Genomic DNA, 22,739 nt, shown 5'->3' on the forward strand with positions numbered 1-22,739 from the left:
TTATTCGACTCGCACGTCAGACGCGAATCCGGACAATCCGGCGGATCCAGAACAGGCCGAAGAGCATCGACACCAGCATCCCGCCGACCATCTTGATCCCTGCCGGATCCTCCCAGAGCACGGACAGGAACTCGCGGTTCAGCAGCGCCATCACCGCGGCGGTGCCGAACGGCAGCAGCCCGAGAATCCACGCCGACAGCCGCCCTTCCGCCGACAGCACGCGCACCTTGTCGAACAGCTTGAAGCGCTCGCGGATCAGCGCCGCGATGCTGTCGAGCAGCTCGGCCAGGTTGCCGCCCGTCTCGCGCTGGATCAGCACCGCGATCACGAAGTAGCGCAGATCCTGCACCGGCACGCGCGTCGCGAGGTTCATCAGCGCGTCGTGCAGCGACACGCCGTAGTTGACTTCGTCGAACGTGATCCGGAACTCGCCGCCCATCGGATCGGGAAACTCGTCGCCGACCATCCCGAGCGTGCCCGTGAACGAATGACCGGAACGCAGTGCGCGCGCGATCATGTCGCAGATGTCCGGCAGCTGCCGCTCGAGCTTGAGCATCCGGCGCGCACGGCGGCGCATCACGTACATCGTCGGCATGCACCCGGCAAACAGCGCGCCCGGCAGTGCGGCCAGTTGCGGCAGCGTGGCGAGGCTCAGCGCGAGCCATGTGAACACCGCGAACACCACGCTGAGCACGATCAGCTTCGGAAGCGTCCAGTCGAGGCCCGATTGCTGGATCACGAGATCGAGCGAGTGCACGCGCGGCAAGCGCAACAGCAGCCGGTCGAACGGCTTCGAATCGTCGAGCATCCGCTTCTTCAGGATCGACAGCCGCTCCTGCTGCACGTTGCCGCCGGCCGACATCGCGCGAATGCGCGATTCGATCCGGCGCGCGGCGGCGCCGTGCCGCGCGTTCCACCATTGATAGATGCCTTCGATCGCGAGCACGACCGCGACGAAGGTGAGAATCACAAAACCGTAAAAGATCGTGTTCATGAAGCCTCCCCGGCAGCAAACGGCGCCATGTCGTCAGTCCGTCTCGTAACGCTGGGACGGGTCGTACAGCGAATCCGGCAGGTTGATGCCGAACGCCTGCAGCCGCTCGACGAACTTCGGCCGCACGCCGGTCGCGCAGAAGTGGCCGCGTACCGTGCCGTCGCGATCCACGCCGGTACGCTTGAACGTGAAGATCTCCTGCATGTTGATGATGTCGCCTTCCATCCCGGTCAGCTCCTGGATGCTGACGATCTTGCGCTTGCCGTCCGTCAGCCGCGCCGCCTGCACGACCACCGAGATCGCCGACGCGATCTGCTGGCGCATCGTCTTCGGCGGCAGCGACAGGCCGGAGACGCTGATCATGTTCTCGAGCCGCGTCAGCGCATCGCGCGGCGTGTTCGCGTGGATCGTCGCGAGCGAGCCTTCGTGGCCGGTGTTCATCGCGTTGAGCATGTCGAGCGCTTCGGCGCCGCGCACTTCGCCGAGGATGATCCGGTCCGGCCGCATCCGCAGCGCGTTGCGCACCAGCGTGCGCTGCGTGATCTCGCCCTTGCCCTCGATGTTCGGCGGGCGCGTTTCGAGCCGCAGCACGTGCGGCTGCTGGAGCTGCAGCTCGGCGGCGTCCTCGATCGTCACGATCCGCTCGTTGCGCGGGATGAAGCCGGACAGGATGTTGAGCAGCGTCGTCTTGCCGCTGCCGGTGCCGCCCGACACGAGCACGTTCACCTTCGCGTGCGACAGCGCATCGAGCAGCTCCGCCATCGGCGGCGTCAGGCTGTGGTAGCGCACCAGGTCGTCCATCTTCAGCGGGTTGACCGCGAAACGCCGGATCGACATCAGTGGCCCGTCGATCGCCGACGGCGGGATGATCGCGTTCACGCGCGAGCCGTCCGGCAGCCGCGCATCGACCATCGGGCTCGATTCGTCGATGCGGCGCCCGACGCGCGACACGATCTTCTCGATCACCTTCATCAGGTGCGCGTCGTCGTAGAACGTCACGTCGGTCAGTTCGAGCTGGCCGCCGCGTTCGACATAAACCTGCCGGTACGTGTTCACGAGGATGTCGGAGATGCTCGGGTCGCGCAGCAGCGCTTCGAGCGGGCCGAAGCCGAACATCTCGTCGTACACGTCGATCGCGAGCTGCCGCCGCTCGATGTCGTTCGCGGGCGTCCGCTCGTCGTCGAGGATGCGCGAGATCAGCGAGGAGATTTCCTGGCGGACCTGCTCCTGCGGCAACCGCGACAGGCGCTCCAGCTCGACGCGTTCGAGCACGGTCTGGTGAATTTCGCGGCGCAGCTTCTGGTATGCGTCGCGTACCGACGAATGCGCCGGGCCGGCCGGCTCGCTGCCCGCCGCCAGCGGCTGGGCCCGGTGCAAGGACATCTGTTCGCGCAATGACATGACGGTTCCCCGAGAGATTTACATGGACTTGAGCTTCGGCGTGGCCTTGCGGCCGAACAGCCGGGACATCAGCGGTTCGCTGCGCGTCGCGCTGCGTCCGGCGCGCACTTCGCCGTCGACGAGTTGCTTCGCACAGCCCTGCAATGCACGCGCGACCGCGGTGCCGCGCGCGACCCGCGACACCGGATGGCCCTGGTTGATCGCTTCGAGCACGGTGTCGGCGTCGTCGGGAATCACGCAGGCGGCCTGCAGGCCGAGCACTTCCTCGAGCGCGGTGCGGGTCCGGTCGCTCGCGCGCGTCGCGCGGTTCACGACCAGTCGCATCTGGTCGGTCGAGTAGCCGAGCGACACGAGGATTTCCAGCAGCCGGCGGCCGGCGCGCACGTGCGGCATCGCGGGCTGCAGCACGAGCTGGATCTGGTCGCTGCGATCGAGCGCGACCATCGACAGCGGATTGATGCCGACGCCGATGTCGAAGATCACGAAGTCGTAGCGCGGCGCGGCGACGCCGAGGATCCATTCGAGCGCGTCCTCGCGCATCTCGGCGGCCTTGACCGGATCGCCGGCGCCCGCGAGCACGTGGAAGTTCTCGGTCACGTGCGCGACGCTCGCGTCGAGAAACGCGCTGTCGAGCCGCTCGATCTGCGCGCAGAGCTGCGGCAGCGTCGACGGCGGGGTTTCGTCGCTGACCAGGAACGCCGCGTCGGCGAACTGCTGGTTCAGGTCGATCAGCAGCACGCGGCGCTTGAAGCCCTCGGCGATCTCGAACGCAACGTTGCTGGCGACGAAGCTCGTGCCGGCCCCGCCCTTGCACGACATGAACGACACGATCCGCGTATCGTCGGTGTCGCTTCGCGTGCTTTGCGCGGCGGCACGCTCGAGCGCGTTGCCGAGCGCCTGCCGATCGAGCGGCCACTGCAGCACGTCGCGGGCGCCCGCGCGCATCGCGTCCAGCAGCACGTGCGGCGACGTGTCTGCCGTCACGAGGATGCAGGTCAGGCCCGCGTGCGCGCGGCAGATCCGCTCGATCGCCGACAGCTCCGACGGATCGGTCGACGTGCCGTCGATCAGCAGGATGTCGAACGCGTCGAGCCCGTCGGTGCGGTGCTCGATCTGCGACGGCCGTCCGGTCGCGCGTGTCGCGCGATAGCGTCCGCAGTCGGCCACGAGGCGCGCGATCTGCGTGAGCCGCGCGGTATCGTCGGAAGCTACGAGGATATTGATCATGTCGTGTGCCTCGTCTGTTCGGTTAATTGCAGGCGGTGCCGCCGGTCGCGGAGTTCAGGCTTTCGCGCGGCAGCGTTGTCGTGAACGGCGGCATCCTGACCGTAACGTTCACGAACGGGATCATCGTCTTGACCGTGACGTTCTTGACGCTCACGGTCACGAACGAGCAGGTATTCACGTCGCAGCTTGCCGGCGAGTAATCCACCGACACGTTCGCGCTCGACAGCAGCGGCAGCAGCTTCGTCACGCGCTTCGCGACGCCGGCGGCATCCACGTCGCAGACCACCGCCGTGCGCGCGCCGAGGCGTACGGCCTCGCTCGCGGTGTTCCAGTAAAACAGCACGCGGCCGAACTCGAAGATGCCGATCAGCAGCATGATCAGCACCGACGCGATGAGCCCGAACTCGACGATCGTCGAGCCGCGCTCGCCGCGCCGGCGCGACAGCGGAAAATGGCGCGCGCTCATGACACTTGCCTCATCACGGTGACGATGTTGCCGAAGGTGATCGACGTCAGCCCCGGGTACGCGGGGATCGGTTGGTACTGGTAGCCCTTGATCTTCACTTCGACGACGTTGATGCTGCCCGTCGCCGTGCCGCTCGCCGCATTGTTGTCCGCGTCGTAGGTCGGCAGGTTCGAGAACTGCGCCGGGTCGGACGCATCGCCGCAGCCGGTCGTATGCGACGCATCGCAGATGGTCACCATCGACGTGGTGAGCCCCGGCACCAGCTCGGTGCCGGCCGAGCCGCAGGTCGTGCTGCCGTACACGACGAGACACTGCGCCGCCGCCACCGGATACGCGCTGTCGCTCGGCAGCCAGACCGACAGGTAGCGCGCCGCGTCGCGCGTCGCCTTGGTCAGCGTCTCGTACTGGTAGATCGCGCGGCCGAACTCGGCCACGCCGGTCGCGAGCATGATCATCGGCATCAGCACGAGCGCGAACTCGACGGCGGCCACGCCACGGGTGCGCGAACGGCGAAACGGGGGCCTTTTCATGATCGCCTCTCCCTATTGAACGAGCATCGGCACCTGGACCCCGGACGCGCTGCCGCTGCCGGGCAACCCGTGCGTCGCGCACGGATTGTTGCCGGATACGGTCGAGCCGAGGTATTCGAGGTGGGCTATGACGGGGCCGCTGCCGGGGCTGAACGGCACGGGATCGAGCATCAGCACGCAATCCCATTGCGTGATGTGCACCTTGCCGCTGCTGCCGCTCAGCGCCGAGCAGTCGCCTTCCGGCGCGAGCGCGACACGGCGGTCGCCGCCAAAGGTCTGGTAGTTGCTCGCCGTCGCGGTGCCGTTGGTGGAGATCCCGCTGCCCGCCGGCGGCGCGCCGTCGCCCTGGTAGGTCTTGTAGGTCGTGCGGTCGGTCACGAACTGCGTGTATGCGTCGCCCTTGATGCCCGGCGTTCCGGGCGGCCCGTAGTTCGGGCCGACATACGCGTAGCCGGTGAAGTCGGGCTGGCCGCTCGAGCCGTTCGCGCCGTTCGTATAAATGCCGAAGCGCGTATTCCAGGCGCGCAGCGCCGCCGACTTCAGGCCGGTGCTGCCGAGGTCGGGCGGGCTCTTGATATTGCAGGTGTTGCCCGACAGCTCGTTCGCGATGGTCGTTTCGCTCGTCGAACCGTCGAGCGCCGCCCAGCCGAAGTTGCCCGGCCCGTAGGTCGAGCCGGACGGCGACGTGATCCAGTCGCCGACGTTGTAGGGCGGCGCGCCCGTCGCGCGGCACACGAACACCGGGATCGCGCAGGTGGTCTGCCCGCCGCCGACCGTCGCGATCGCGCTCGCCGACACTTCGGCCGCGTTCGCGAGCTTCGTGCCCGGCAGCACGTTCAGCACCTCGATGAACCAGTGTGCGATGTTGCTCAGCGACGCGACGCACTTCACGTACTTGATGTTCGCCGGCGTCGCGACCGAGTTCTTCGTCAGGAACGGATTGGACAGCGAGTCGCTGAACGTGATGTTCGAATTCGTCAGCATCTGCACCGACTTGTTCTGGAAGAACACGAAATTCAGGTGGCCGGCGGCGATGCCGTTCGCCTCGGCGACCGACAGGCTGATGGCCGAAGTCAGGTCGCGCGCAGCCGACAGCGCGCACGCATCGGCGCTGTTCTGCAGTTCGCTGCGCGTGACGTACAGCTTGCCGAGGTCCAGCGCGAGACCGACGAACCCGATCATCACCGCCAGTGCGAGACCGACGATGATCGCGACGGCGCCGCGCTGGCGATGGAGGCCGCGACGCGTGACTTTCGGATAGCGAGCTGCGCTGGACATGGCGTTCTCCCTGAGCGTGCCGTCGTTATTGAGTCGCCTTGCCGATGCCGATCACGAACGCATTGGCAGGCGGCTGGATCTGCTTGAACGACTTGTCGTAGTTGTCGAGCGCGGCCGCGGCCGCGCCGCCGTCGATGCCCGACGCCGAAGCCGATGCCGCGTGTTCGGCGGCATGCGGGTCGATGATCTGGGCCTGCATCACGGAGCGGACCGAGTCGCCGAAACGGCTGTCCCACACCGGGGTCGACGACATGCAGCCGGCAAGCGCGAACGCGAGCGGTGCGGCGAGCGCCGCGCGGCGCACGAATACGAGGTAGGCGGATTTCATGGAGCTTCCCCTTGGATGGCTTCAACGATCGGTGGACTTGGGTTCCGAGCGCGCGACCTGCGCCCGGGCACCCGCGGGCACCCGTTGCTTCGGTCGCGCCGCCGGCTGGGCCGGCGTGTCGGGGCCGGCCGCCGCGAGGCGCGCGGCGGCGGCTTCGATACGTGCGACGCGGGCCGCGTTTGCCGCGTCTGGCTGCGGCGCGGTGGCCGCTACCGGCGCAGGCGTCTTCTGCGGCTCGGCCGGCACCGGCGGCTGTGCGTCCGTGCCCTGCGGCGCGCGCGGCGCAGGCAGTGCGGCGGCCGCAGCGGCGGGTGCTTCCGATTGCGGTGCAGGTGCCGGACCCTGGGCCGGAGCCTGGGCCGGTGCCTCCTGCGGTGCAGCAGCCGCGCCGTTCGCGGGTTGCGCGCCCGCCTTGCGGACCCCGCGGCGGCCTTCCATGTTGCCCGTCGCGTACACGTCGATTTCGTGCGGCTTCGAGAAGCTGTCGGTCGGCAACGGCACGTCCGCGGTCTGCATCGGCTTCACGAGGTGCGGCGTGATCAGGAAGATCAGCTCGGTGCGGTCCTGCTGGAACGACGTGCTGCGGAACAGCGCGCCGAGCACCGGCACTTCGCCCACACCCGGGATCGCCTTCAGCGCGCCGCTCGCGTTGTCCTTGATCAGCCCGCCGATCGCGAACGATTCGCCGTCGCTCATCTGGACCGTCGTCGAAGCACGCCGCGTCGTGATCAGCGGCAGGATCGACGTGCCGCCGATGTTGGTCGCGCTCAGCGTGACGCCCGTTTGCGACAGCTCCGACACTTCCGGTGCGACCTTCAGGCTGATCCGGCCGTTCGCCAGCACCGTCGGCGTGAACTTCAGCGCGACGCCGAACTCCTCTTCCTGCAGCGTGATCGACGACGTGCCGTTGCCGCTGCTCTGCGGGATCGGGATGAAGATCTTGCCGCCGGCGAGGAACGTCGCTTCCTGGCCGCTGATCGTCACGAGATTCGGCTCCGCGAGGATCTTGACGAGGTTGTCGGTGTTCTGCGCGTCGGCCGAGATGCTGAACGGCTTGTTGTTCGCCTTGTTGAAGATGGCCCCGCTCGCGACGCCCGCGAGCAGGTTGCTGACCAGCGCGCCGCTCCACGAACCGAACCCGCCCTGGATGTTGAACGCGCTGCCCATCTGGTTGATCAGCGTCTTCGACACCTCGGCGACCTTCACCTCGAGCATCACCTGCTGCGGCGACGTGACGCTCAGCATGTTCAGCACGCCGGCGCCCTGCTTGCCGCCCCCGCCGGCATCACCCGCACTGTCGCCGTACGCGCGTGCGATCTGCACGGCCTGCTGCGCGGCCTGCGAGCTCGACACCGTGCCGGCCAGCACGATCGTGCCGGCCGCGGTCGACACGTGGATGTCGCGTTCTCCCGGCAGCAGTTGCAGCAGCGATGCCTGCAGGCCGCCGGCGTCAGCGCCGACCGCGACGTCGATCACGCGGCATGCGCCGCTCTTGCCCTGCACGATCATGTTGGTCGTGCCGACCGACAGCCCGAGGATGTACAGCGTCTGCGGCGACACCATCGTCGCCTGCGCGACGGCCGGGTTGCCGATCGTCCGATTGCGGACCGGCTCCGGCATCGGCACCAGCAGCGACTTGCCGAGCGGCACGCTGACGCTGCTCGACTCGCGCACGGCACCGACGCAGTTCGGCCCGCGCAGCGGCCCCGCCGCAGCGGCGGCCGCGGCGACCGGCGCCGGCGCCATGCTGATCGTCATCTGCACGGGCCCCTTGCCGACCGCGGCCGGCGCGCTGGCGCCGCCCTTCGTCAGCACGCCCGCCTCGATGCCTTCCTGGGCCAGTGCGCCATAAACGGTCAGCCATCCTGAACAGAGGATCGCGGCCATCATCGTGCCCCGTGCGACGCGAGTCCGCAGTGGGCCGGTACCTGTACGTTGCGATTTGAGCTTCATTTTGTTTGATCCCCCGAGAGACCGGCGCCGTGCCGGTTGTCGACTTCCGAGGCCGCCGTACCCTGCCGGCGGCCGATTTGTTTATCTGGCTGTGTTGATCTGCTTCAGAAACATTCGACGCTGCCCTTCACGCCGGCCAGCACGCCGACGCAGTCGCGCCGCGCTGCCGGCGCCGCGTGCGACGCGACGTGCACGCGCACCGTCCGCACCTGTGCGGGAACGGGAAGCGGCGGCAAATCGGGTACGGGCGGCTTGCCGAGCAGCGTCATCTTGGTCGCGCCACCCGTGTTCAGCGTCTTCTGGTCGACCTGATTGCGCAGCACGAGCGACAGCGTGCCGACGCTGCGCGCGAGGTCGAGCCGTTCGGCCTGGTCGGGCGTGACTTCCAGCGTGACCGCGTTGACGACCTTCGGTGCAGTGTCGTCGCGGCTGACCTGCTGCGCGACGGCGAGCACGAGGATGTGCTCGAGCACGATCTTGGAGATGCTCTGCCCGTCGGTCTTGCCCTGCTGCTCCTGCGTGTTGACGATCACGTCGACGTAGGTGCCCGGCAGCGCGAAGCCCGCGACGCCGACCACGTCGTTCACGCGCACCGTGATCGCGCGGCTGCCGTCGGCGATCACCGCGGACAGCCCGCCCTTCGTGCCGAGCGGTGCGAGCTTCGACTCGATCACCGGCTCGCCGCGCGCCAGGCTGGTGCGCACGACGCGCCCTTCGAGGGTTTTCGTATCGGTGAACGCGCCGGTCGGCACGCTGCCCGACGGCCAGCTCACCATGTGGATCTGGTTCGCCCCGAGCGGCTCGCCCAGGTTCAGGTCCGCGGCCGCCACCGCGACGGGCGTGACCGAGTTCGTGGATGTCTGCACCAGCCAGTGGGACGCGAACACGACCGCGGCAAGACCCGCGACCATCGCGACGGCCAGCATCATGAGCGCTCGACTGTTTTTCATGGCAATGCTCCTCGACGATTCGTAAAAAAAACGGCTCAACCGGTGATGTACGTACGTCCGCCTCGCTCGACGGGCGGCGTATGGTTGCCGTCCCGTTCGGGCGCTGCGCCGAAATAGCTCGCCCACGCGTCGTACAGCGCGTCGTGCGTCACCTCGGGCGGATCGCCGCGGTAACGTGCGCCGGCGGCGACAAGGCGCAGCAGATCCGCCGGAAAGCACGCGAGAAACGCCTTGCCGGTCGGCAGATGCAGCCGATGCAGCAGGAACTCGAATGCATCGCTCGCCGAGACGAGACCGAGCGATGTGCAGGCCGCGTCGTACACCGCGCGGTAGTGGTCGATCGACAGCGGACCGACGTGAAGCTTCGAGCCGAGGCGGCGCAGGAACGCGTCGTCGCAGAACTGTTCCGGCGCGAGGTTGCTCGAGAACACCGGCCACACGTCGAACGGCAGCACGAAGCGGTTGCCGGATTCGAGCGTCAGGAAATCGACGCCGCGATCGAGCGGGCGCAGCCAGCGATTGAGCAGGTCGCGCGGCTCGACGCGCTGGCGGCCGAGATCGTCGACGATGTACATGCCCATGTTCGCCTTCATGTGCGGCGGCGCCTGGTAGAAGCCGGCAGCTTCATCACGGCGCAGGTCGAGTTCGTCGAGCGTCAGTTCGCCGCCGGACAGCACGACCGGCCGCTTGCACAGGCGCCAGCGGCGATCGACCGACTGGCCGCCGGATTGCGGTTCCGCGTCGACGTGCACGAGCGGGTCGTAGATCTGGATCACTTCACCGGCCTCGCAGATCGCGTGCGGCACCGGCACGCGGCCGTGCATCAGCGCGCCGAGCCGCTCGGCGAGGAAGGTCTTGCCGCTGCCGGCCGGACCGTAGATCAGCAGCGGACGGCCCGCGTTCAGCGCCGCGGCCGCCGCATCGATGACCGACGTGTCGATCACGATGCCTTCGAACGCGGCCCACACGTCGCCCTGGTCGATGTGCAGCTTGCGCACCGAATGCGCGCTCACGCATTCGAGATACGCGGCGAGCGAGACCGGCGCGGGGCCGCTGTAACCGCTGCGCGCGCGTTCCTCGAACGCGAGCACGCGGCCCGCATCGGTCAGGCGGAACGTCACGTCGAGATCGGTCGCGCCGCGATGGGTGAGCTCGACGAGATGCTCGCGCACCAGGAACGCGAAGACGTCGTCGAGCACCGCGAGCGGCAGGCAGTGCCGCTCGACCAGGTCGCCGTACGACGGGCGGCCGAGCATCAGCGTCGACTTCAGCACGAGCCCGGCGACGAACGTCATGCTCAGCCCGGTTTCGCCGAGCGAGCGCGGCGCCGCCGGCAACTGCGCGCCCAGCTTCGTATTGGCCTCCCGCGACGGCAACGGATCGGGCAGTTTGGATACCTGCGCGTCGCGTCTCGGTTCGGTGTGGTTCGTGTTCATGGTCGTTCCATCCTCGTTGCGGGCTCGTCGCGCTACGCGCACGACGCGAACAGCATGCCCAGCGTGCCGGCCGCGATCGCGACGCCGTACGGCAGCGTGCCGACCGACGCGATTTCCGCTGGGCCGTCGGCTGCCCCTGCGCGCGCCCCTTGCGAACGGCGCGCGATCAGCACGCGGACGTTCGCCCACATCCGGCGCATCCGCCCGCGCAGCAGCGCGAACGCGATGGCACCGATCCCGCCGGCCACGAAGGTGGCCAGCACGATGTAAAACGTCATTTCCGCGCCGACCCATGCACCGATCGCGAGCATCAGCTTCACGTCGCCGGCCGCCATCCCGCGCAACAGGTAGAACGGCAGCAGCAGGCCGAAGCCGGTCGCTGCTCCCGCGAGCCATCCGAGTGCGCCTGCCAGGACGCCGTGCAGCATGCACTGGGCGACCAGCGCGCCGACGAGTCCGGCCGCGACGAGGCGGTTCGGAATGCGGCGGGCCGCGATGTCCGTGCTGGCCGCGGCGACCGCGAGCAGCGTCACGCACAACGGAACCGGGTAAGGCGGCGCAACGAGTAACATGGCGAACCTCGCGGAGCGAATCGAAGGATCAGGAAACCATTGCAAGCGCGGTGGTCACGGCAGCCGTCAAGGCTGTTGCAATCACCTCGTACGTATCGGCCAGCGAACCTCTCAGCGTGACGACGCTGCCCAGCACCGCGACGGCGAACATTGCCCCGAGCAACGCATATTCGATCGACGTCACACCCTGCTCGTCGCCGATCCAGCGGCGACATACGGCACGCACCCTGGCTTGCATGATGGTCTCCGGTTCCGGTTGATCAGATGACCGGGGACGGCTCGAGCACTGCACCAGCCGAGCCGTCCGCGGTACGGTCCATCAGATGCCTGCCACCGCCGAATCCAGGTCGGCCGCGATCGTGCTGAACACGGTCTTGAGGTCCTTCCCGATCGTCGACAGCGCGAGGATGATGCCTACCGCGATCAGTGCGGCGATCAGGCCGTATTCGATGGCGGTCACGCCGTCTTCATCGCGGACGAAACGGCTGGCTTGTTGAATGAACTTGGACATGGTTATCTCCTTGCGTGATGACTTTCAAAGCCCTCGTGTACCGGCTGGATCGATCGATCTGGCATCGATACGTCGAGGAAAGTTGTTAATGCCGTGTGGTGCCGGCGAACGATTCGGACGAGCCGCCCGCCGCACCGTCCATCAGAGTCCTGCTACCGCCGAGTCCAGATCTGCGGCGATCGTGCTGAACACGGTCTTCAGATCCGTACCGACCGTCGCCAACGCGGCGACGATTCCGATCGCGATCAGTGCGGCGATCAGGCCGTATTCAATGGCCGTCACGCCGCGCTGATCCCGAATGAACCAGGCGATCTTTTCGATGATTCTTGACATGAGCATTCTCCTTTCGGACTGCTATGAAATACCCTTCGTCTGTCATGACGTCGGGGACGGGCACCACCGGCACTACGAGAAAATCGAAACGCGACGCTCAGCTGCGAGAACAGGGATGCGCACACCTGTCCGTGAGAACGGATTTCAGTGAGAAGGAACGCGAGAGATGCGCGTACGGTTCGATCAGCCGGATATACCGGGCTGGACGATCGACCTGAACGGCGTGACTGCCGTTCGACGCACGGAATTCAATTGAGCGGGAGCCGAACTCCCGGCGATGCTGAAAATCGCTTTTGTCGCGGCTCGCCGGCCGCGATGTGCTTTGCTGTTTCATTTTTATTCCCCGTCTGCTGCGATGCCGATTTCTTTTTGCCCTGACGATCCCGGGTCTCGTTGGCCTATCGACGAAGGTTCTCGCGGTTCATCGACCTGGAGCTGCGTGTTTTCCCCGACGCGCTCCGGCCCTCTTCTCCGCAGGTGATTCCGGAGCTGGTTCCGTCTGTTCCCGGAACCGCCCGGTCGTCACGTCGTCGACTGCCGTGCCAACGCTGACGCAAAGAGCAGGCCACCTCGAGCGAAATCCAGGCGTATCAAGGGTTCCGGCGATCTCCGGGTTCCCGCGTCAATGGTGCGACGAACGAAATGTTTCAACTTTGATATATGCATTCCCGCGAGCGAGGTACGCCGGAACGCTCGCCGCCGCGCTGCACAAAGGGTCCAAAATTTTTTCTCGGGACTTTCCCGAACGCGGGCAGCCGGTTGCATTTCACGGGATCGGCAGGACGCGACACCGCTCGAAAACACGGAATGTTTCAAGCCAGAAACATGAAATCCGGCCGGGTCGTTTTTTCATACCTGAAAACGCGGTTTTCACGCCTGTCACCGATTGATCGGGATCACGGCTTCCAGTGCCCGGTTTGCATCACGCGATTTTTTCTTCAACAATGAATTCACCGGACAACGCCATTCAGAGCGATTCGATCCGGCGGCACGACAACATGAAACGGCTGCGACAGACCAGGCAGCCTCCACTACATACGGGGCATCATGTACACAGCCAATCGTGGAACGCGCGATCGCGCCATATGCCGGGCTCAATGGCTGACGGCGGACCGGATCGTTCCGTACAGCTGCATCATGCTGATGCTCTTCGCCGCGCTGCTGGCCATCTGGGGCGTCGTGACGGACGGCTTCACGTCGAATGCCACCGCCCGCCCGGGCACCGACTTCTCGGTCTTCTGGACCGCATCGAACCTCGTGTTGCAAGGCCATGCCGCAGCGGCCTACGACTCTTCGTCATTCCTGCAGGCCGAGTTCGCGCACTTCGGTGCGTATCTGCAGCACCGGCCGCTTCCCTGGCTCTATCCGCCGACGATGTTGCTGTTCATCGCGCCGGTTGCCCTCGTGCCTTTCCTGCCCGCATATTTCCTCTTTTTCGCGGGCAGTCTTTTATGCTACGCGTTCGCCGTCTCGCGGTTGTCGGGATTGCGCGCGCATCTTCCGCACCCGCGCGCCGCGGCGCTCGTCGTGGTCGCGTATTCGGCGGTGTGCATGTCCGCGCTGTTCGGCCAGAACAGCATCCTGACCGCCGGCCTCGCCGCACTCGCGCTGCATCTGCTCGGCAAGCGTCCGGTTGCGGCCGGCGTGCTGATCGGGCTGCTCGCGATCAAGCCGCAACTCGCCGTCGTGTTCCCGTTCGTGCTGATCGCGACGCGGGCGTGGCGCACGTTCGCGGCGGCGGCGATCAGCGCGACGCTGTTCGCGGCGGCCGGCATCGCGCTGGCCGGGCCCGGCGCGCTGCACGGCTTGAGCCACGCCATGTCGACGGTACGCGACCAGCATTTCATGCTCGCGTCGTACTGGCTCGCGTCGCCGACGCCGTTCGCCGCGCTGCGGCTCGCGGGTGCGCCGGTGGCGGCCGCGCTGGCCGTGCAAGCGGCGGTCGCGCTGCTGGCGATCGCCGCGGCCGTCGACGTGTGGCGCCGCACGCGCGACATGCGCCTGCGCGCCGCGGTGCTGGCCGTCGCCACGCTGCTGACGACGCCCTATCTGTGGAACTACGAACTGACCTGGCTCGGCATCGCGATCTTCTGCCTGATCGCACACGGTCTCGACGAAGGCTGGCTGCCCGGCGACCAGGGCATCCTCGTGCTCGCGTGGCTGCTGCCGATCTTCGAGATGTTCAACCGGCTGATGAAGCTGCCGCAGATCGGGCCGGTCGTGCTGCTCGCGGTGCTGTTCGTCGTCGTGCGCCGCACGGCACTCGCGTCACGGAGCGCGCAATGAAAACGCCTTCGTTCGCCCGCCATGCGCATTCCGCCGTCGATCTGCATCCGGAACTCCCGATCGCGGGCCCGCGCCGCTATCCGCACTGGCTCAATCGCGATCGCGTGCGCCTCTATGCGGCCGCCGTGCTGCTGACGGAACTGCTGTTCATCGTCATCTACGTGATCCGCGTGTTCCTGTCGCACAACGGTGCGCTGGAGCCGCTGTCGCAGGATTTCTCGCCGATCTGGAGCGCCGCGCGGCTCGCCGCGCACGGGCACGGTGCCGACGCGTGGCATTTCCCCGCGCTGTTCGCGGTCCAGAAGCTGGCAGTCCCGACGATGACGCTCGCGGACGGCACGCTGCCGTGGCTCTATCCGCCGACGATGCTGCTGCTCGTGCTGCCGCTCGGCTGGCTGCCGTACATGCTGGCACTCGTGCTGTGGCTCGGCGTCACGTATGTGCTGTTCGCCGCGACGATCCGTGCGACCGTGCAGCGCGATGCCGCGTGGCTGTGCGCGCTCGCGTTCCCCGGCGCGTTCCTCACCGTGATCGTCGGCCAGACCAGCCTCTTTACCGCGATGCTCGCCGGTATCGGCCTGCTTGCGCTGAACCGCCGCCCGGTATGCGCGGGAATCTGCTTCGGCTTGCTGACGATGAAGCCGCAGCTCGCGGTGCTGTTCCCGCTCGCGCTGCTGTGCGCGGGCCAGTGGCGCGCGCTGGCCGCATGGGCTGCGACGATCGCCAGCTGCGCCGCGCTCGCGACGCTCGCGTTCGGTGTCGGCCCGTGGGTCACGTTCGCGCATGTGATCGGCAACGCCTATACGATCGTCGGCACCGGTCACGCCAAGCTCGCCCGCATGCCGACCGTGTTCGCACTCGCGACGATGGCCGGCTGGCCCGCGATCGTCGCGCGCGGCCTTCAGCTGCTGTCGGCCGCGGCCGCCGCGATCGCCGTCGTCTACGCGTGGCGCGGCGCGTGTTCCTACGCGCTGCGCGCCGCCACCCTTGCATGCGCATGCCTGCTCGTCAGCCCCTATCTGTACGACTACGACCTGACCTGGTATGGCATCGTGATCGCGTGGTACGCGCGTTATGCGTGGACGCACGGCTGGCGGCGCTTCGACCGCGAATGGCTGATGCTGCTGTGGCCGATGCCGCTCGCGGGCCTCGCGGTCGTGTCGCATCTGTCGTTCCAGTTCATGCCGCTCGTGACGCTCGCGTCGCTCGCGCTGCTCGTCAGCCGGATCGCGCAGGAAAGACACGACGTGCCGTCGATGCCCGACGCACGCGACGACTCGACCGAGACCGGCTTCGCACATCCGGTCCGACCACACCACCGATCGGCGCACGGAATGCGCCGCACCGGCCGCCCGACGCTCGGCGCCGGCCGGTGAAGCGACATCACAAGGGGAATCATCATGCGGGAACCACTCTACACGCCGCTCGTTTCGCTGGTCGTGCCGTTCTATAACGAAGGCGAGGCCGTCGAGCGCTTCTTCGACGTCGTGATTCCGTTGCTGACGGCCATCGACGCGATCCGCTTCGAGATCGTCTGCGTGAACGACGGCAGCCGCGACGACACGCTCGAACGCCTGATCCGGATCAGCACCGGCGAGCGGCGCGTGCGCGTGATCGATCTCACCCGCAACTTCGGCAAGGAAGCGGCGCTGACGGCCGGCCTCGACGAAGCCGCCGGCGACGCGGTGATCCCGCTCGACGCCGACCTGCAGGATCCGCCGAGCCTGATTCCGGTGATGATCGAACACTGGCGCGCCGGCGCGGAAGTCGTCGCGGCGAAGCGCAGCAACCGCGCGTGCGATTCGTTCGCGAAGCGCACCGCGGCCGCGATCTACTATCGCGTGCACAACCTGCTGTCGGACGTGAAGCTGCCGGAGAACGTCGGCGATTTCCGGCTGATGGACCGCAAGGTCGTGAACGCGCTGCGCAACCTGCCCGAGCGGCACCGCTTCATGAAGGGGCTGTTCGCGTGGGTCGGCTTCAAGACCGTGATCGTCGAATACCAGCGCGACCCGCGCAGCGCCGGGCACTCGAAGTTCTCCGGCTGGAAGCTGTGGAATTTCGCGCTGGAGGGGATCACCAGCTTCAGCACGGTGCCGCTGCGCAGCTGGACCTATATCGGTGTCGGCATCGCCGCGCTCGCGTTCCTGTACGGCTCGTTCATCATCTTCCGCACGCTGCTGTTCGGCAATCCGGTGCTCGGTTACGCGTCGCTGATCTCGGTCACGCTGTTCATCGGCGGCATCGAACTGATCGGGATCGGTGTCGTCGGCGAATACATCGGGCGGATCTACGACGAGTCGAAGCAACGGCCCGTCTACCTGATCCGCCGCCGCTACCAGGCGCACGGCAAGGTGATCGAACTTCCGGTCGCGCGCGATGCGCGCCGCCAGATCGCACGCCGGCGCGTGCAGCCGAACCGTGCGCGGATCGACGTACGCTGAACGCGCGCAGACGGCCATGATCGACCTGCTCCATGCCGAGCGCACGAGGCTCGTGCGCTTCGGCTTGTCCGGGCTTTGTTCGACCGCGCTCCATACGCTGGTCGCGTCCGCGCTGTTCGCGCTGTTCGATGCGACGCTGGTCGCCGCGAACGCGGTCGCATTCCTGTGCGCGACGGCGTTCTCGTATCTCGCGAATACGCTGTGGAGCTTCTCGTCGACGGTGCATACGCGCAACGCGCTGCGTTTTCTCGTCGTCACGCTGGCCGGCTTCGTCGAAACGCTGCTGCTCGCGCGTGCCGCCGAAATGCTCGACGTGTCGCGCGCGATGAGCATCGTCGCGATCGCACTGCTGATCCCGCCGACGACGTTCGTGCTGCATCGGCTCTGGACCTACCGGTAAGCGCGCGATCGCCTGCCGCCCGGCCGCGGGCTACCTGCCGCGAATCACTCCCCCTTCCCGCTCCCGAATCGTCGTGCCGCCAAGGCGACGATCGCTCGAGATCGCGCCGGCCATCCGCCCCTTTCTCCGATCGAAAATAATCGGCAAATCGATTAACAGATTCAATTTTCTTCTATTTATGTAACGCATCGATCCGATTGAATCCGATTTTCAACTTAATATACGATAATCATTTTTATAACCCTGTTTACTCTTACAGCTTCCAGAATTAACCGAACGGGATAACCTGCATACGCCGTCGCGCCTGTACGTGCCACACATCGCACGGAGCCTTGCAGGACAAGGAGATGGCGGCCGCACGAAGCAGTTCTCGAAACGATAAGTCCCATTACTTAAAACGGGAGCTTCCATGTCACACTTCACCGATGTGCTCGTTTCATTCGATACCGAAACCATTCTCAAAAAGTATCCGAATCCCAGCAAGAATCCGGCCGCTCCGACGCTGATCGACTGGCATTATGTCTATATGGTGACCAACCAGGACAACGTAATCTCCGGGCAGGCGGGCGGCGAGCTCGACCTGAAGGCGCAGGTCGGCGACCTGATCCGCTGGCGCGAAACGAGCTTGTCGCTGGGCTTCGAGAACCAGGTCGTGTTCTACAAATTCGTCGGCAACGTCGGCAACGACTTGATCTCGACGCCGACGCCGCGGGTCGCGGAAGCGTCGATCCCGGTGCCGAACACCAGCAAGCCCGAGGTGCCGACATGCCAGAAGGTCGCGAACTACTACTGGTCGTCGGAATGCCTGAAGGTCGGCCGCGTGACCTACCACTTCCAGTTCCAGATCATCGATCGCAACTGCCAGAGCCAGGGTTGCTTCTCATGGGATCCGTTCATCACGATCCACAACTGATCGCGGCGGGCGGGCGGCCGCGCGGCGGGCGCCCGCGTCATTCCCTTGTTGCGGAGGAAGCGCTCATGTCTGGTCTTCGTTGCGATGTGCTCGCGATCGTCGACGCCGTCACGCTGCTGTCGGCCTACCCCGATGCGAGCCGGGACGCCGACGCGCCGACCGTGATCGACGGCCGGCACATCTACGTGTTGAGCCCCGGCGACACCGGGCAGCTCGGCCACAACGACAGCCGGCTCTTTGCCGGCCTGGCGCCGGGCGACCAGCTTGGCCTGCGCGAAACCACGCTGGCGCTGCGCGCCGAGCTGAGCGTGCTGTTCATCCGGTTCGCATTGAAGGACGCCGGCATCGTCGCGCCGATCGAACCGGAAGTGCGCGACGCCACGACGCCGGTGCCGGATGCCGACGACCTGCTTCATCCGGCGTGCCAGCCGATGAAAGACCATTACTGGCACAGCGACGTGCTCGCCGCGGGCACTACCACGTGCACGGCCGACTTCGCCGTGCTCGATCGCGACGGTGCGGTATTAGGCTATTTCCGCTGGGAAACGACGATCGAGATCGCCGGCAGCCGGCCGGATACGAAACAGCCCGGTTAGCCCGGTTTCCAGCCGTCGTCGAACCGCGACGTGCCGCCGAATACTGCCTTCAAGGCGATCTTCCACGCGAATGCCGCCGACCGGCAGGACCTGAAGCTGTTCATCGACGATGCGCGCGAACCGGCCGCGTCGTTCGTCGGCAACGGCAACGACGGCGTCAGGCAGTTCACGCTGAGCTCGAAAGGCGGCAAGATCCGGATCGACGCATCGGCCAACGGAAGGAAGTCCGCGACCGACGCGCGCGTCGCGCCGCTGTCCGCGGGCGATCAAGTGTGGCTCAGCTGGCTCGGCGCCGAGGACGGCGCCGACCGCGACTACAACGACGGGATCGTCATTCTTCAGTGGCCGATCACCTGAGCGGCGCCGCGCAGCGACACCTGGTACGCGAGCATCGAATTCACGCTGAATCGCGTACGCGCTTCCCGCGCGCGCACGGCAGTCACGATCGCATCCTCATGCCCGCTGCTCCAGCTCCGCCGTGTTCGCGTCGTCGCGTGCCCGCCGGACCGGCAGCCGCACGCAGAACGTCGTGCCGCGCCCGGGTTCGCTCGTCACGTCGATCGTGCCGCGATGGCGCTCGACGATGCCGTGCGATACCGACAAGCCAAGCCCGGTTCCCTGCCCGACCGGCTTCGTCGTGAAGAACGGATCGAAGATCCGCCGGACGACATCGGGCGTCATGCCCGTTCCGGTGTCGCTGATCGCGATCGACACCTGCTCGCCATCGCTCGACGTGCGGATCGTGATCACGCCACGCTCGGGAATCGCCTGCGCCGCGTTGACCAGCAGGTTCATGAACACCTGGTTCAACTGCGACGGCAGGCATTCGACCTGCGGCAGGTCGCCGTAATCGCGCACGATGTCGGCCTTGTACTTCAGTTCGTTATGGACGACGTTGAGCGTGCTCTCGAGGCCCGCATGGAGATCGACCACGCTCCACTCGTCGCTGCCCGGGCGCGAGAAATCGCGCAGGTCCTGCACGATGCGCCGCACCCGCACCGCACCATCGATCGATTCGTCTATCAGCGTCACGATCTCGTCGCGGACGTAGTCCAGATCCGCGGCGCGGCCCATCGCCGTCAGCGCATCGCGCGCGGCCGGGTCGAGCTGCGGCAGCGCCGCTTCATGCGCCGCGACCACATCGAGCAGGCTTCGCACCCAGGTCTTCAACGTATTGAGGTTCGCACTGACGAAGCCGATCGGATTGTTGATCTCGTGCGCGACGCCCGCCGCGAGCTGGCCGATCGACGCGAGCTTTTCCGACTGCAGCAACTGCACGTGGGTTGCCTCGAGCACATGCAGAAGGCGCCGCTGCTCTTCCTTCTCCTGTTCGAGCCGCGCCTGCGCGGCCTTGCGCTCGTCGATCTCGGTCGCCATGTTCTCACGCGTGCGCTGCAGCATCTCCGTCGTCTGCTCGTAGCGGTGCAACGCACGTTCGAGTTCCGCGGTGCGCATTTTCACGAGCCGCTCGAGCGTGTCGGCCATCCCGCGCAGAAAGGTTGTGCGCGCATCGAAGCGGCTGAGCAGCAGCGTGACGATCAGCGTCGCCATCGTAAACAGCGCGACGGTCGTCGCGAGCCACGGCGCGTCGATCCCGTTCGCGGTGCCGCATCGCGCGTCCGGCGCGAAATGGGCCGCCGCCATCCCCGTATAGTGCATGCCGGTAATGGCGATGCCCATGATGAAGGCCGCGCCGACGCGTTGCGCGGTCGCATGACGCGCCTGCCGCACGCGCAGCGCCTGCGCGATCCACAGCGCGGCAGTCGACGCGATCACCGCGATGCCGATCGATGCGGCGAACAGCGCGGGATCGTAGCGAATGCCGGGCTGCATGTGCATCGCGGCCATCCCCGTGTAATGCATGCCGGCAATCCCGCCGCCCATCAGCGCACCGCCCGCGAACAGCCGCCGCCAGCCCAGCCGCGCGCGCGTGACGACGTTCAGCGCGAAATACGACACGAGCACGGCGATCGCCAGCGACGCGCCGGTATCCGGCAGTGCATAACCGAGCGGGATCGGCAGCGAAAACGCGAGCATGCCGACGAAATGCATCGACCAGATCCCGGTTCCCATCGCGGCCGCGCCGCCGCCCAGCCACGCACGCTTGAGCTTCGGGTTGTCGAGCAGCGAAATGAACGCGGCCAGGTCGAGCGTCGTATAGGAGGCCAGCGTCGCGATCACAAGCGACAGCAGGACGAGCGGGAGGTCATAGGTGCCGTGCATGATCGAGCGACCGAATCGGTGTGAAGGCGTTGCCGCCGTGCGGCCGAGCGCGCGCGGCGTCCATCAGGCCAGGCATCCTGCGTCAGCCGGGCGGCGCGCCTGCGTTGTGCGCCTGCATCGATGCGGCCGCGCCGGCCAGGACGAGGATGTCGAACGGTGTCCCTTCCCGCGTCTCGAAACGGCGCACGAGCTCGATCTGGTGCGCCGACATCACGCTGCCCTTCGTCATCAGCAGCACGCCGCGATGCGTGCGCAGATCGTCGGCGAGCTGCATCCCTTCGCGCAGCTGCGCGGACTTGATCTCCGCGACGGACGCCGCGATACCGAGACTCGCCGGGTCGCGCATCAGCTCGATGCAACGCTCGACGATCTGCGGGTCGTATCGCACGCTGGCCTGCGAGCGCAACGCATCGAGCGCCTGTTCGACCGAATGCGGCACACCGATTTCGCCGTTGCGCAGCCCTTCGAAATCGCGTGCGATCGCAACGATCCGCGAGCCGAGCGGAATCGCGTCGCCGGTCAGCCCGTCCGGCGTGCCGCGTCCGTTGAAGCGCTCGTACTGGTGCAGTACGATCGACGCGACCTTGTGCAATTGCGCGACCGGCGTCAGCACCATCTGCGCGCGCAGCGGATGCTGCTGGAACAGCCGGTGTTCGTCCGTCGTCATCCGCGCGAGCGGCTTGTGCAGCAATTCGTCGGGCAGCGACAACTTGCCGATACCGTGCAGCAACCCCGCGAAATAGACATCCTGCGCGTGCAGCTCGCTCATCCCCGACGCCAGCGCGAGCCGTCGCGCGATCTCGCCGACGCGCATCGCGTGTCCGCCGGCGGTGCCGCAACGCAGCTCGATCATGCTCGCGCAGACCTGGACCATTGCCGTGAAACTGCTTTTCAGGTCGCGTTGCGCCGCTTCGAGGAACATCACGGTCTGGCCGAGTTCCTCGGTGCGCGCACGCACCTGCGTTTCGAGTTCCGTGTTGAAACGGCGCAGCGCGTCGTTCTGCGCTTCCGTCAGCGCGGTCAGCCGGGCCGCTTCGCGGCGCAAGCGCCGCTGCTCCAGCGCCTGTTCGATGGTCATCAGCAGATCGTGATCGTCCCACGGCTTGTTCAGGTAGCGATACACGCCGCCTTCGTTGACGGCCTGCACGACCGATGCGATATCCGCATAGCCGGTCAGCAGGATACGCATCGTGTCCGGGTACAGCGCCCGCGCGCGGGCCAGGAATTCCGCACCGCTCATGCGCGGCATCCGCATGTCGGACACGATCAGGTCGACCTCGGTCGACGCCAGTATCTCGAGCGCGGCCTCGCCGCTGTCGGCGGTCAGGATGTCGTAGCCCGCGGGCCGGAACACGCGCTTGAGCGCCGACAGCACGTTCGGCTCGTCGTCGACCAGCAGGATCGACGGTGCGCGGCACGCGTCGTCGGATGCCGTTGCCGCCTCGGGCGTTTCAGGCAATGCCTCGTTCGGCCCGTTTGTTGCAGATGTCGTCATAATTGGCCTCGGATCGATTATTCACACCGTATCTCTCTGCAACATCGGCTTGTACGGCGTTTTCCTATATCGGGGGAAACGCTAATACGTCCTTTCATGCACGCGAATGAAGAACGTCAAAAACATGAGTCGGTTGCGCAACTGCCGTCGAGACCCATTCCGGTTCTTGCCAACCATGCGTTTCGCGCATGGACGACGTAACACGCCGGCGCGCCGTCGCACCGCGGTGAGCGGACCGTCGCCGCTGTTTACGCGTCTTCGCTGCGGTGCTATAACGCGGTGTCGGAAAAGGCAGACTTGGTTTGGTAAGCCCAAGTCCTTTCGTTAGCGAAAGCTCTGGTCTTTGCCCCGTGCATGAGATCCCCACGACGAACATCCGACGCCGGCCAGGCGTCCAAACGTT

At 66.6% G+C, this 22,739-nt stretch carries 23 protein-coding genes; 7 read left to right on the plus strand and 16 right to left on the minus strand.

The window, feature by feature from the left end:
* Positions 1–16 precede the first annotated feature (16 nt).
* The 14 genes from KVT39_RS34020 to KVT39_RS34085 form a co-directional block, all read right to left on the minus strand.
* Complete coding sequence (locus KVT39_RS34020; protein WP_175749149.1) at positions 17–994, minus strand: type II secretion system F family protein; 978 nt, start codon at positions 992–994, stop codon at positions 17–19.
* 33 nt (positions 995–1,027) lie between these two features.
* Entirely contained in the window at positions 1,028–2,395 is a 1,368-nt protein-coding gene (locus tag KVT39_RS34025) for a CpaF family protein (protein ID WP_105390937.1), read from the minus strand.
* A gap of 18 nt (positions 2,396–2,413) precedes the next feature.
* Complete coding sequence (locus KVT39_RS34030) at positions 2,414–3,622, minus strand: AAA family ATPase (protein ID WP_217591130.1); 1,209 nt, start codon at positions 3,620–3,622, stop codon at positions 2,414–2,416.
* A gap of 22 nt (positions 3,623–3,644) precedes the next feature.
* Positions 3,645–4,088, minus strand: coding sequence for a TadE/TadG family type IV pilus assembly protein (locus KVT39_RS34035; protein ID WP_131946487.1), 444 nt, complete (start codon positions 4,086–4,088; stop codon positions 3,645–3,647).
* On the minus strand, positions 4,085–4,618 hold the full coding sequence (locus KVT39_RS34040) for a TadE/TadG family type IV pilus assembly protein (RefSeq protein WP_131946486.1): 534 nt from the start codon (positions 4,616–4,618) through the stop codon (positions 4,085–4,087). The genes KVT39_RS34035 and KVT39_RS34040 overlap by 4 nt, the downstream gene beginning before the upstream one ends.
* 12 nt (positions 4,619–4,630) lie before the next feature.
* The gene (locus KVT39_RS34045) at positions 4,631–5,896 is read right to left on the minus strand and encodes a pilus assembly protein TadG-related protein (protein WP_175749151.1); all 1,266 of its coding nucleotides are present in this window, start codon (positions 5,894–5,896) and stop codon (positions 4,631–4,633) included.
* Between the two features lie 25 nt (positions 5,897–5,921).
* A complete protein-coding gene (locus tag KVT39_RS34050) occupies positions 5,922–6,224 on the minus strand; it encodes a hypothetical protein (protein WP_034182327.1) in 303 nt (100 codons plus the stop codon).
* Between the two features lie 21 nt (positions 6,225–6,245).
* Positions 6,246–8,177, minus strand: coding sequence for a type II and III secretion system protein family protein (locus tag KVT39_RS34055; RefSeq protein ID WP_175749152.1), 1,932 nt, complete (start codon positions 8,175–8,177; stop codon positions 6,246–6,248).
* Between the two features lie 104 nt (positions 8,178–8,281).
* A complete protein-coding gene (gene cpaB / locus KVT39_RS34060; RefSeq protein ID WP_034182329.1) occupies positions 8,282–9,127 on the minus strand; it encodes a Flp pilus assembly protein CpaB in 846 nt (281 codons plus the stop codon).
* A gap of 35 nt (positions 9,128–9,162) precedes the next feature.
* Positions 9,163–10,563, minus strand: a complete 1,401-nt coding sequence (locus KVT39_RS34065) for an ATP-binding protein (protein WP_217591131.1) — start codon at positions 10,561–10,563, stop codon at positions 9,163–9,165.
* 32 nt (positions 10,564–10,595) lie between these two features.
* Positions 10,596–11,135, minus strand: a complete 540-nt coding sequence (locus KVT39_RS34070) for a prepilin peptidase (RefSeq protein WP_034182331.1) — start codon at positions 11,133–11,135, stop codon at positions 10,596–10,598.
* Positions 11,136–11,163: 28 nt separating this feature from the next.
* Positions 11,164–11,373, minus strand: coding sequence for a Flp family type IVb pilin (locus KVT39_RS34075; RefSeq protein WP_034182332.1), 210 nt, complete (start codon positions 11,371–11,373; stop codon positions 11,164–11,166).
* Between the two features lie 81 nt (positions 11,374–11,454).
* A complete protein-coding gene (locus KVT39_RS34080) occupies positions 11,455–11,646 on the minus strand; it encodes a Flp family type IVb pilin (RefSeq protein ID WP_011349893.1) in 192 nt (63 codons plus the stop codon).
* 141 nt (positions 11,647–11,787) lie between these two features.
* Positions 11,788–11,979, minus strand: coding sequence for a Flp family type IVb pilin (locus KVT39_RS34085; protein ID WP_034182591.1), 192 nt, complete (start codon positions 11,977–11,979; stop codon positions 11,788–11,790).
* A 1,047-nt stretch (positions 11,980–13,026) separates the two neighbouring features.
* Between KVT39_RS34085 and KVT39_RS34090 the strand changes: the two genes are divergently transcribed.
* The 7 genes from KVT39_RS34090 (at position 13,027) to KVT39_RS34120 (ending at position 18,975) form a co-directional block, all read left to right on the plus strand.
* Complete coding sequence (locus KVT39_RS34090) at positions 13,027–14,265, plus strand: glycosyltransferase family 87 protein (protein ID WP_175749153.1); 1,239 nt, start codon at positions 13,027–13,029, stop codon at positions 14,263–14,265.
* A complete protein-coding gene (locus KVT39_RS34095; protein ID WP_217591132.1) occupies positions 14,262–15,641 on the plus strand; it encodes a glycosyltransferase family 87 protein in 1,380 nt (459 codons plus the stop codon). Before KVT39_RS34090 ends, KVT39_RS34095 begins: the two co-directional genes overlap by 4 nt.
* A gap of 24 nt (positions 15,642–15,665) precedes the next feature.
* Complete coding sequence (locus tag KVT39_RS34100) at positions 15,666–16,709, plus strand: glycosyltransferase family 2 protein (protein WP_131945952.1); 1,044 nt, start codon at positions 15,666–15,668, stop codon at positions 16,707–16,709.
* Between the two features lie 16 nt (positions 16,710–16,725).
* Positions 16,726–17,109 (plus strand): GtrA family protein, encoded by a 384-nt coding sequence (locus KVT39_RS34105; protein WP_175749155.1) that lies wholly within the window; start codon positions 16,726–16,728, stop codon positions 17,107–17,109.
* A 409-nt stretch (positions 17,110–17,518) separates the two neighbouring features.
* Positions 17,519–18,022: an inclusion body family protein gene (locus KVT39_RS34110; protein WP_034182337.1), complete on the plus strand. Its 504-nt coding sequence runs from the start codon at positions 17,519–17,521 to the stop codon at positions 18,020–18,022.
* Positions 18,023–18,087: 65 nt separating this feature from the next.
* Complete coding sequence (locus KVT39_RS34115) at positions 18,088–18,618, plus strand: AidA/PixA family protein (protein ID WP_217591133.1); 531 nt, start codon at positions 18,088–18,090, stop codon at positions 18,616–18,618.
* Between the two features lie 30 nt (positions 18,619–18,648).
* Entirely contained in the window at positions 18,649–18,975 is a 327-nt protein-coding gene (locus tag KVT39_RS34120) for a fucose-binding lectin II (protein WP_217591134.1), read from the plus strand.
* A 96-nt stretch (positions 18,976–19,071) separates the two neighbouring features.
* On the opposite strand, the gene KVT39_RS34125 is transcribed toward KVT39_RS34120, so the two are convergent.
* Both KVT39_RS34125 and KVT39_RS34130 read right to left on the minus strand, forming a co-directional pair.
* Positions 19,072–20,841 (minus strand): histidine kinase, encoded by a 1,770-nt coding sequence (locus KVT39_RS34125; protein WP_217591135.1) that lies wholly within the window; start codon positions 20,839–20,841, stop codon positions 19,072–19,074.
* Between the two features lie 82 nt (positions 20,842–20,923).
* The gene (locus tag KVT39_RS34130) at positions 20,924–22,336 is read right to left on the minus strand and encodes an HD domain-containing phosphohydrolase (RefSeq protein WP_034182341.1); all 1,413 of its coding nucleotides are present in this window, start codon (positions 22,334–22,336) and stop codon (positions 20,924–20,926) included.
* Between the last annotated feature and the right edge of the window lie 403 nt (positions 22,337–22,739).

It is taken from the genome of Burkholderia sp. GbtcB21 (genome assembly GCF_019091065.1).
GTDB lineage: Bacteria > Pseudomonadota > Gammaproteobacteria > Burkholderiales > Burkholderiaceae > Burkholderia > Burkholderia pyrrocinia_C.

Coding starts and splice junctions, on each gene's coding strand:
- KVT39_RS34020 (WP_175749149.1), bottom strand. CDS start 994: ATGAACACGATCTTTTACGGTTTTGTGATTCTCACCTTCGTCGCGGTC.
- KVT39_RS34025 (WP_105390937.1), bottom strand. CDS start 2,395: ATGTCATTGCGCGAACAGATGTCCTTGCACCGGGCCCAGCCGCTGGCG.
- KVT39_RS34030 (WP_217591130.1), bottom strand. CDS start 3,622: ATGATCAATATCCTCGTAGCTTCCGACGATACCGCGCGGCTCACGCAG.
- KVT39_RS34035 (WP_131946487.1), bottom strand. CDS start 4,088: ATGAGCGCGCGCCATTTTCCGCTGTCGCGCCGGCGCGGCGAGCGCGGC.
- KVT39_RS34040 (WP_131946486.1), bottom strand. CDS start 4,618: ATGAAAAGGCCCCCGTTTCGCCGTTCGCGCACCCGTGGCGTGGCCGCC.
- KVT39_RS34045 (WP_175749151.1), bottom strand. CDS start 5,896: ATGTCCAGCGCAGCTCGCTATCCGAAAGTCACGCGTCGCGGCCTCCAT.
- KVT39_RS34050 (WP_034182327.1), bottom strand. CDS start 6,224: ATGAAATCCGCCTACCTCGTATTCGTGCGCCGCGCGGCGCTCGCCGCA.
- KVT39_RS34055 (WP_175749152.1), bottom strand. CDS start 8,177: ATGAAGCTCAAATCGCAACGTACAGGTACCGGCCCACTGCGGACTCGC.
- cpaB (WP_034182329.1), bottom strand. CDS start 9,127: ATGAAAAACAGTCGAGCGCTCATGATGCTGGCCGTCGCGATGGTCGCG.
- KVT39_RS34065 (WP_217591131.1), bottom strand. CDS start 10,563: ATGAACACGAACCACACCGAACCGAGACGCGACGCGCAGGTATCCAAA.
- KVT39_RS34070 (WP_034182331.1), bottom strand. CDS start 11,135: ATGTTACTCGTTGCGCCGCCTTACCCGGTTCCGTTGTGCGTGACGCTG.
- KVT39_RS34075 (WP_034182332.1), bottom strand. CDS start 11,373: ATGCAAGCCAGGGTGCGTGCCGTATGTCGCCGCTGGATCGGCGACGAG.
- KVT39_RS34080 (WP_011349893.1), bottom strand. CDS start 11,646: ATGTCCAAGTTCATTCAACAAGCCAGCCGTTTCGTCCGCGATGAAGAC.
- KVT39_RS34085 (WP_034182591.1), bottom strand. CDS start 11,979: ATGTCAAGAATCATCGAAAAGATCGCCTGGTTCATTCGGGATCAGCGC.
- KVT39_RS34090 (WP_175749153.1), top strand. CDS start 13,027: ATGTACACAGCCAATCGTGGAACGCGCGATCGCGCCATATGCCGGGCT.
- KVT39_RS34095 (WP_217591132.1), top strand. CDS start 14,262: ATGAAAACGCCTTCGTTCGCCCGCCATGCGCATTCCGCCGTCGATCTG.
- KVT39_RS34100 (WP_131945952.1), top strand. CDS start 15,666: ATGCGGGAACCACTCTACACGCCGCTCGTTTCGCTGGTCGTGCCGTTC.
- KVT39_RS34105 (WP_175749155.1), top strand. CDS start 16,726: ATGATCGACCTGCTCCATGCCGAGCGCACGAGGCTCGTGCGCTTCGGC.
- KVT39_RS34110 (WP_034182337.1), top strand. CDS start 17,519: ATGTCACACTTCACCGATGTGCTCGTTTCATTCGATACCGAAACCATT.
- KVT39_RS34115 (WP_217591133.1), top strand. CDS start 18,088: ATGTCTGGTCTTCGTTGCGATGTGCTCGCGATCGTCGACGCCGTCACG.
- KVT39_RS34125 (WP_217591135.1), bottom strand. CDS start 20,841: ATGCACGGCACCTATGACCTCCCGCTCGTCCTGCTGTCGCTTGTGATC.
- KVT39_RS34130 (WP_034182341.1), bottom strand. CDS start 22,336: ATGACGACATCTGCAACAAACGGGCCGAACGAGGCATTGCCTGAAACG.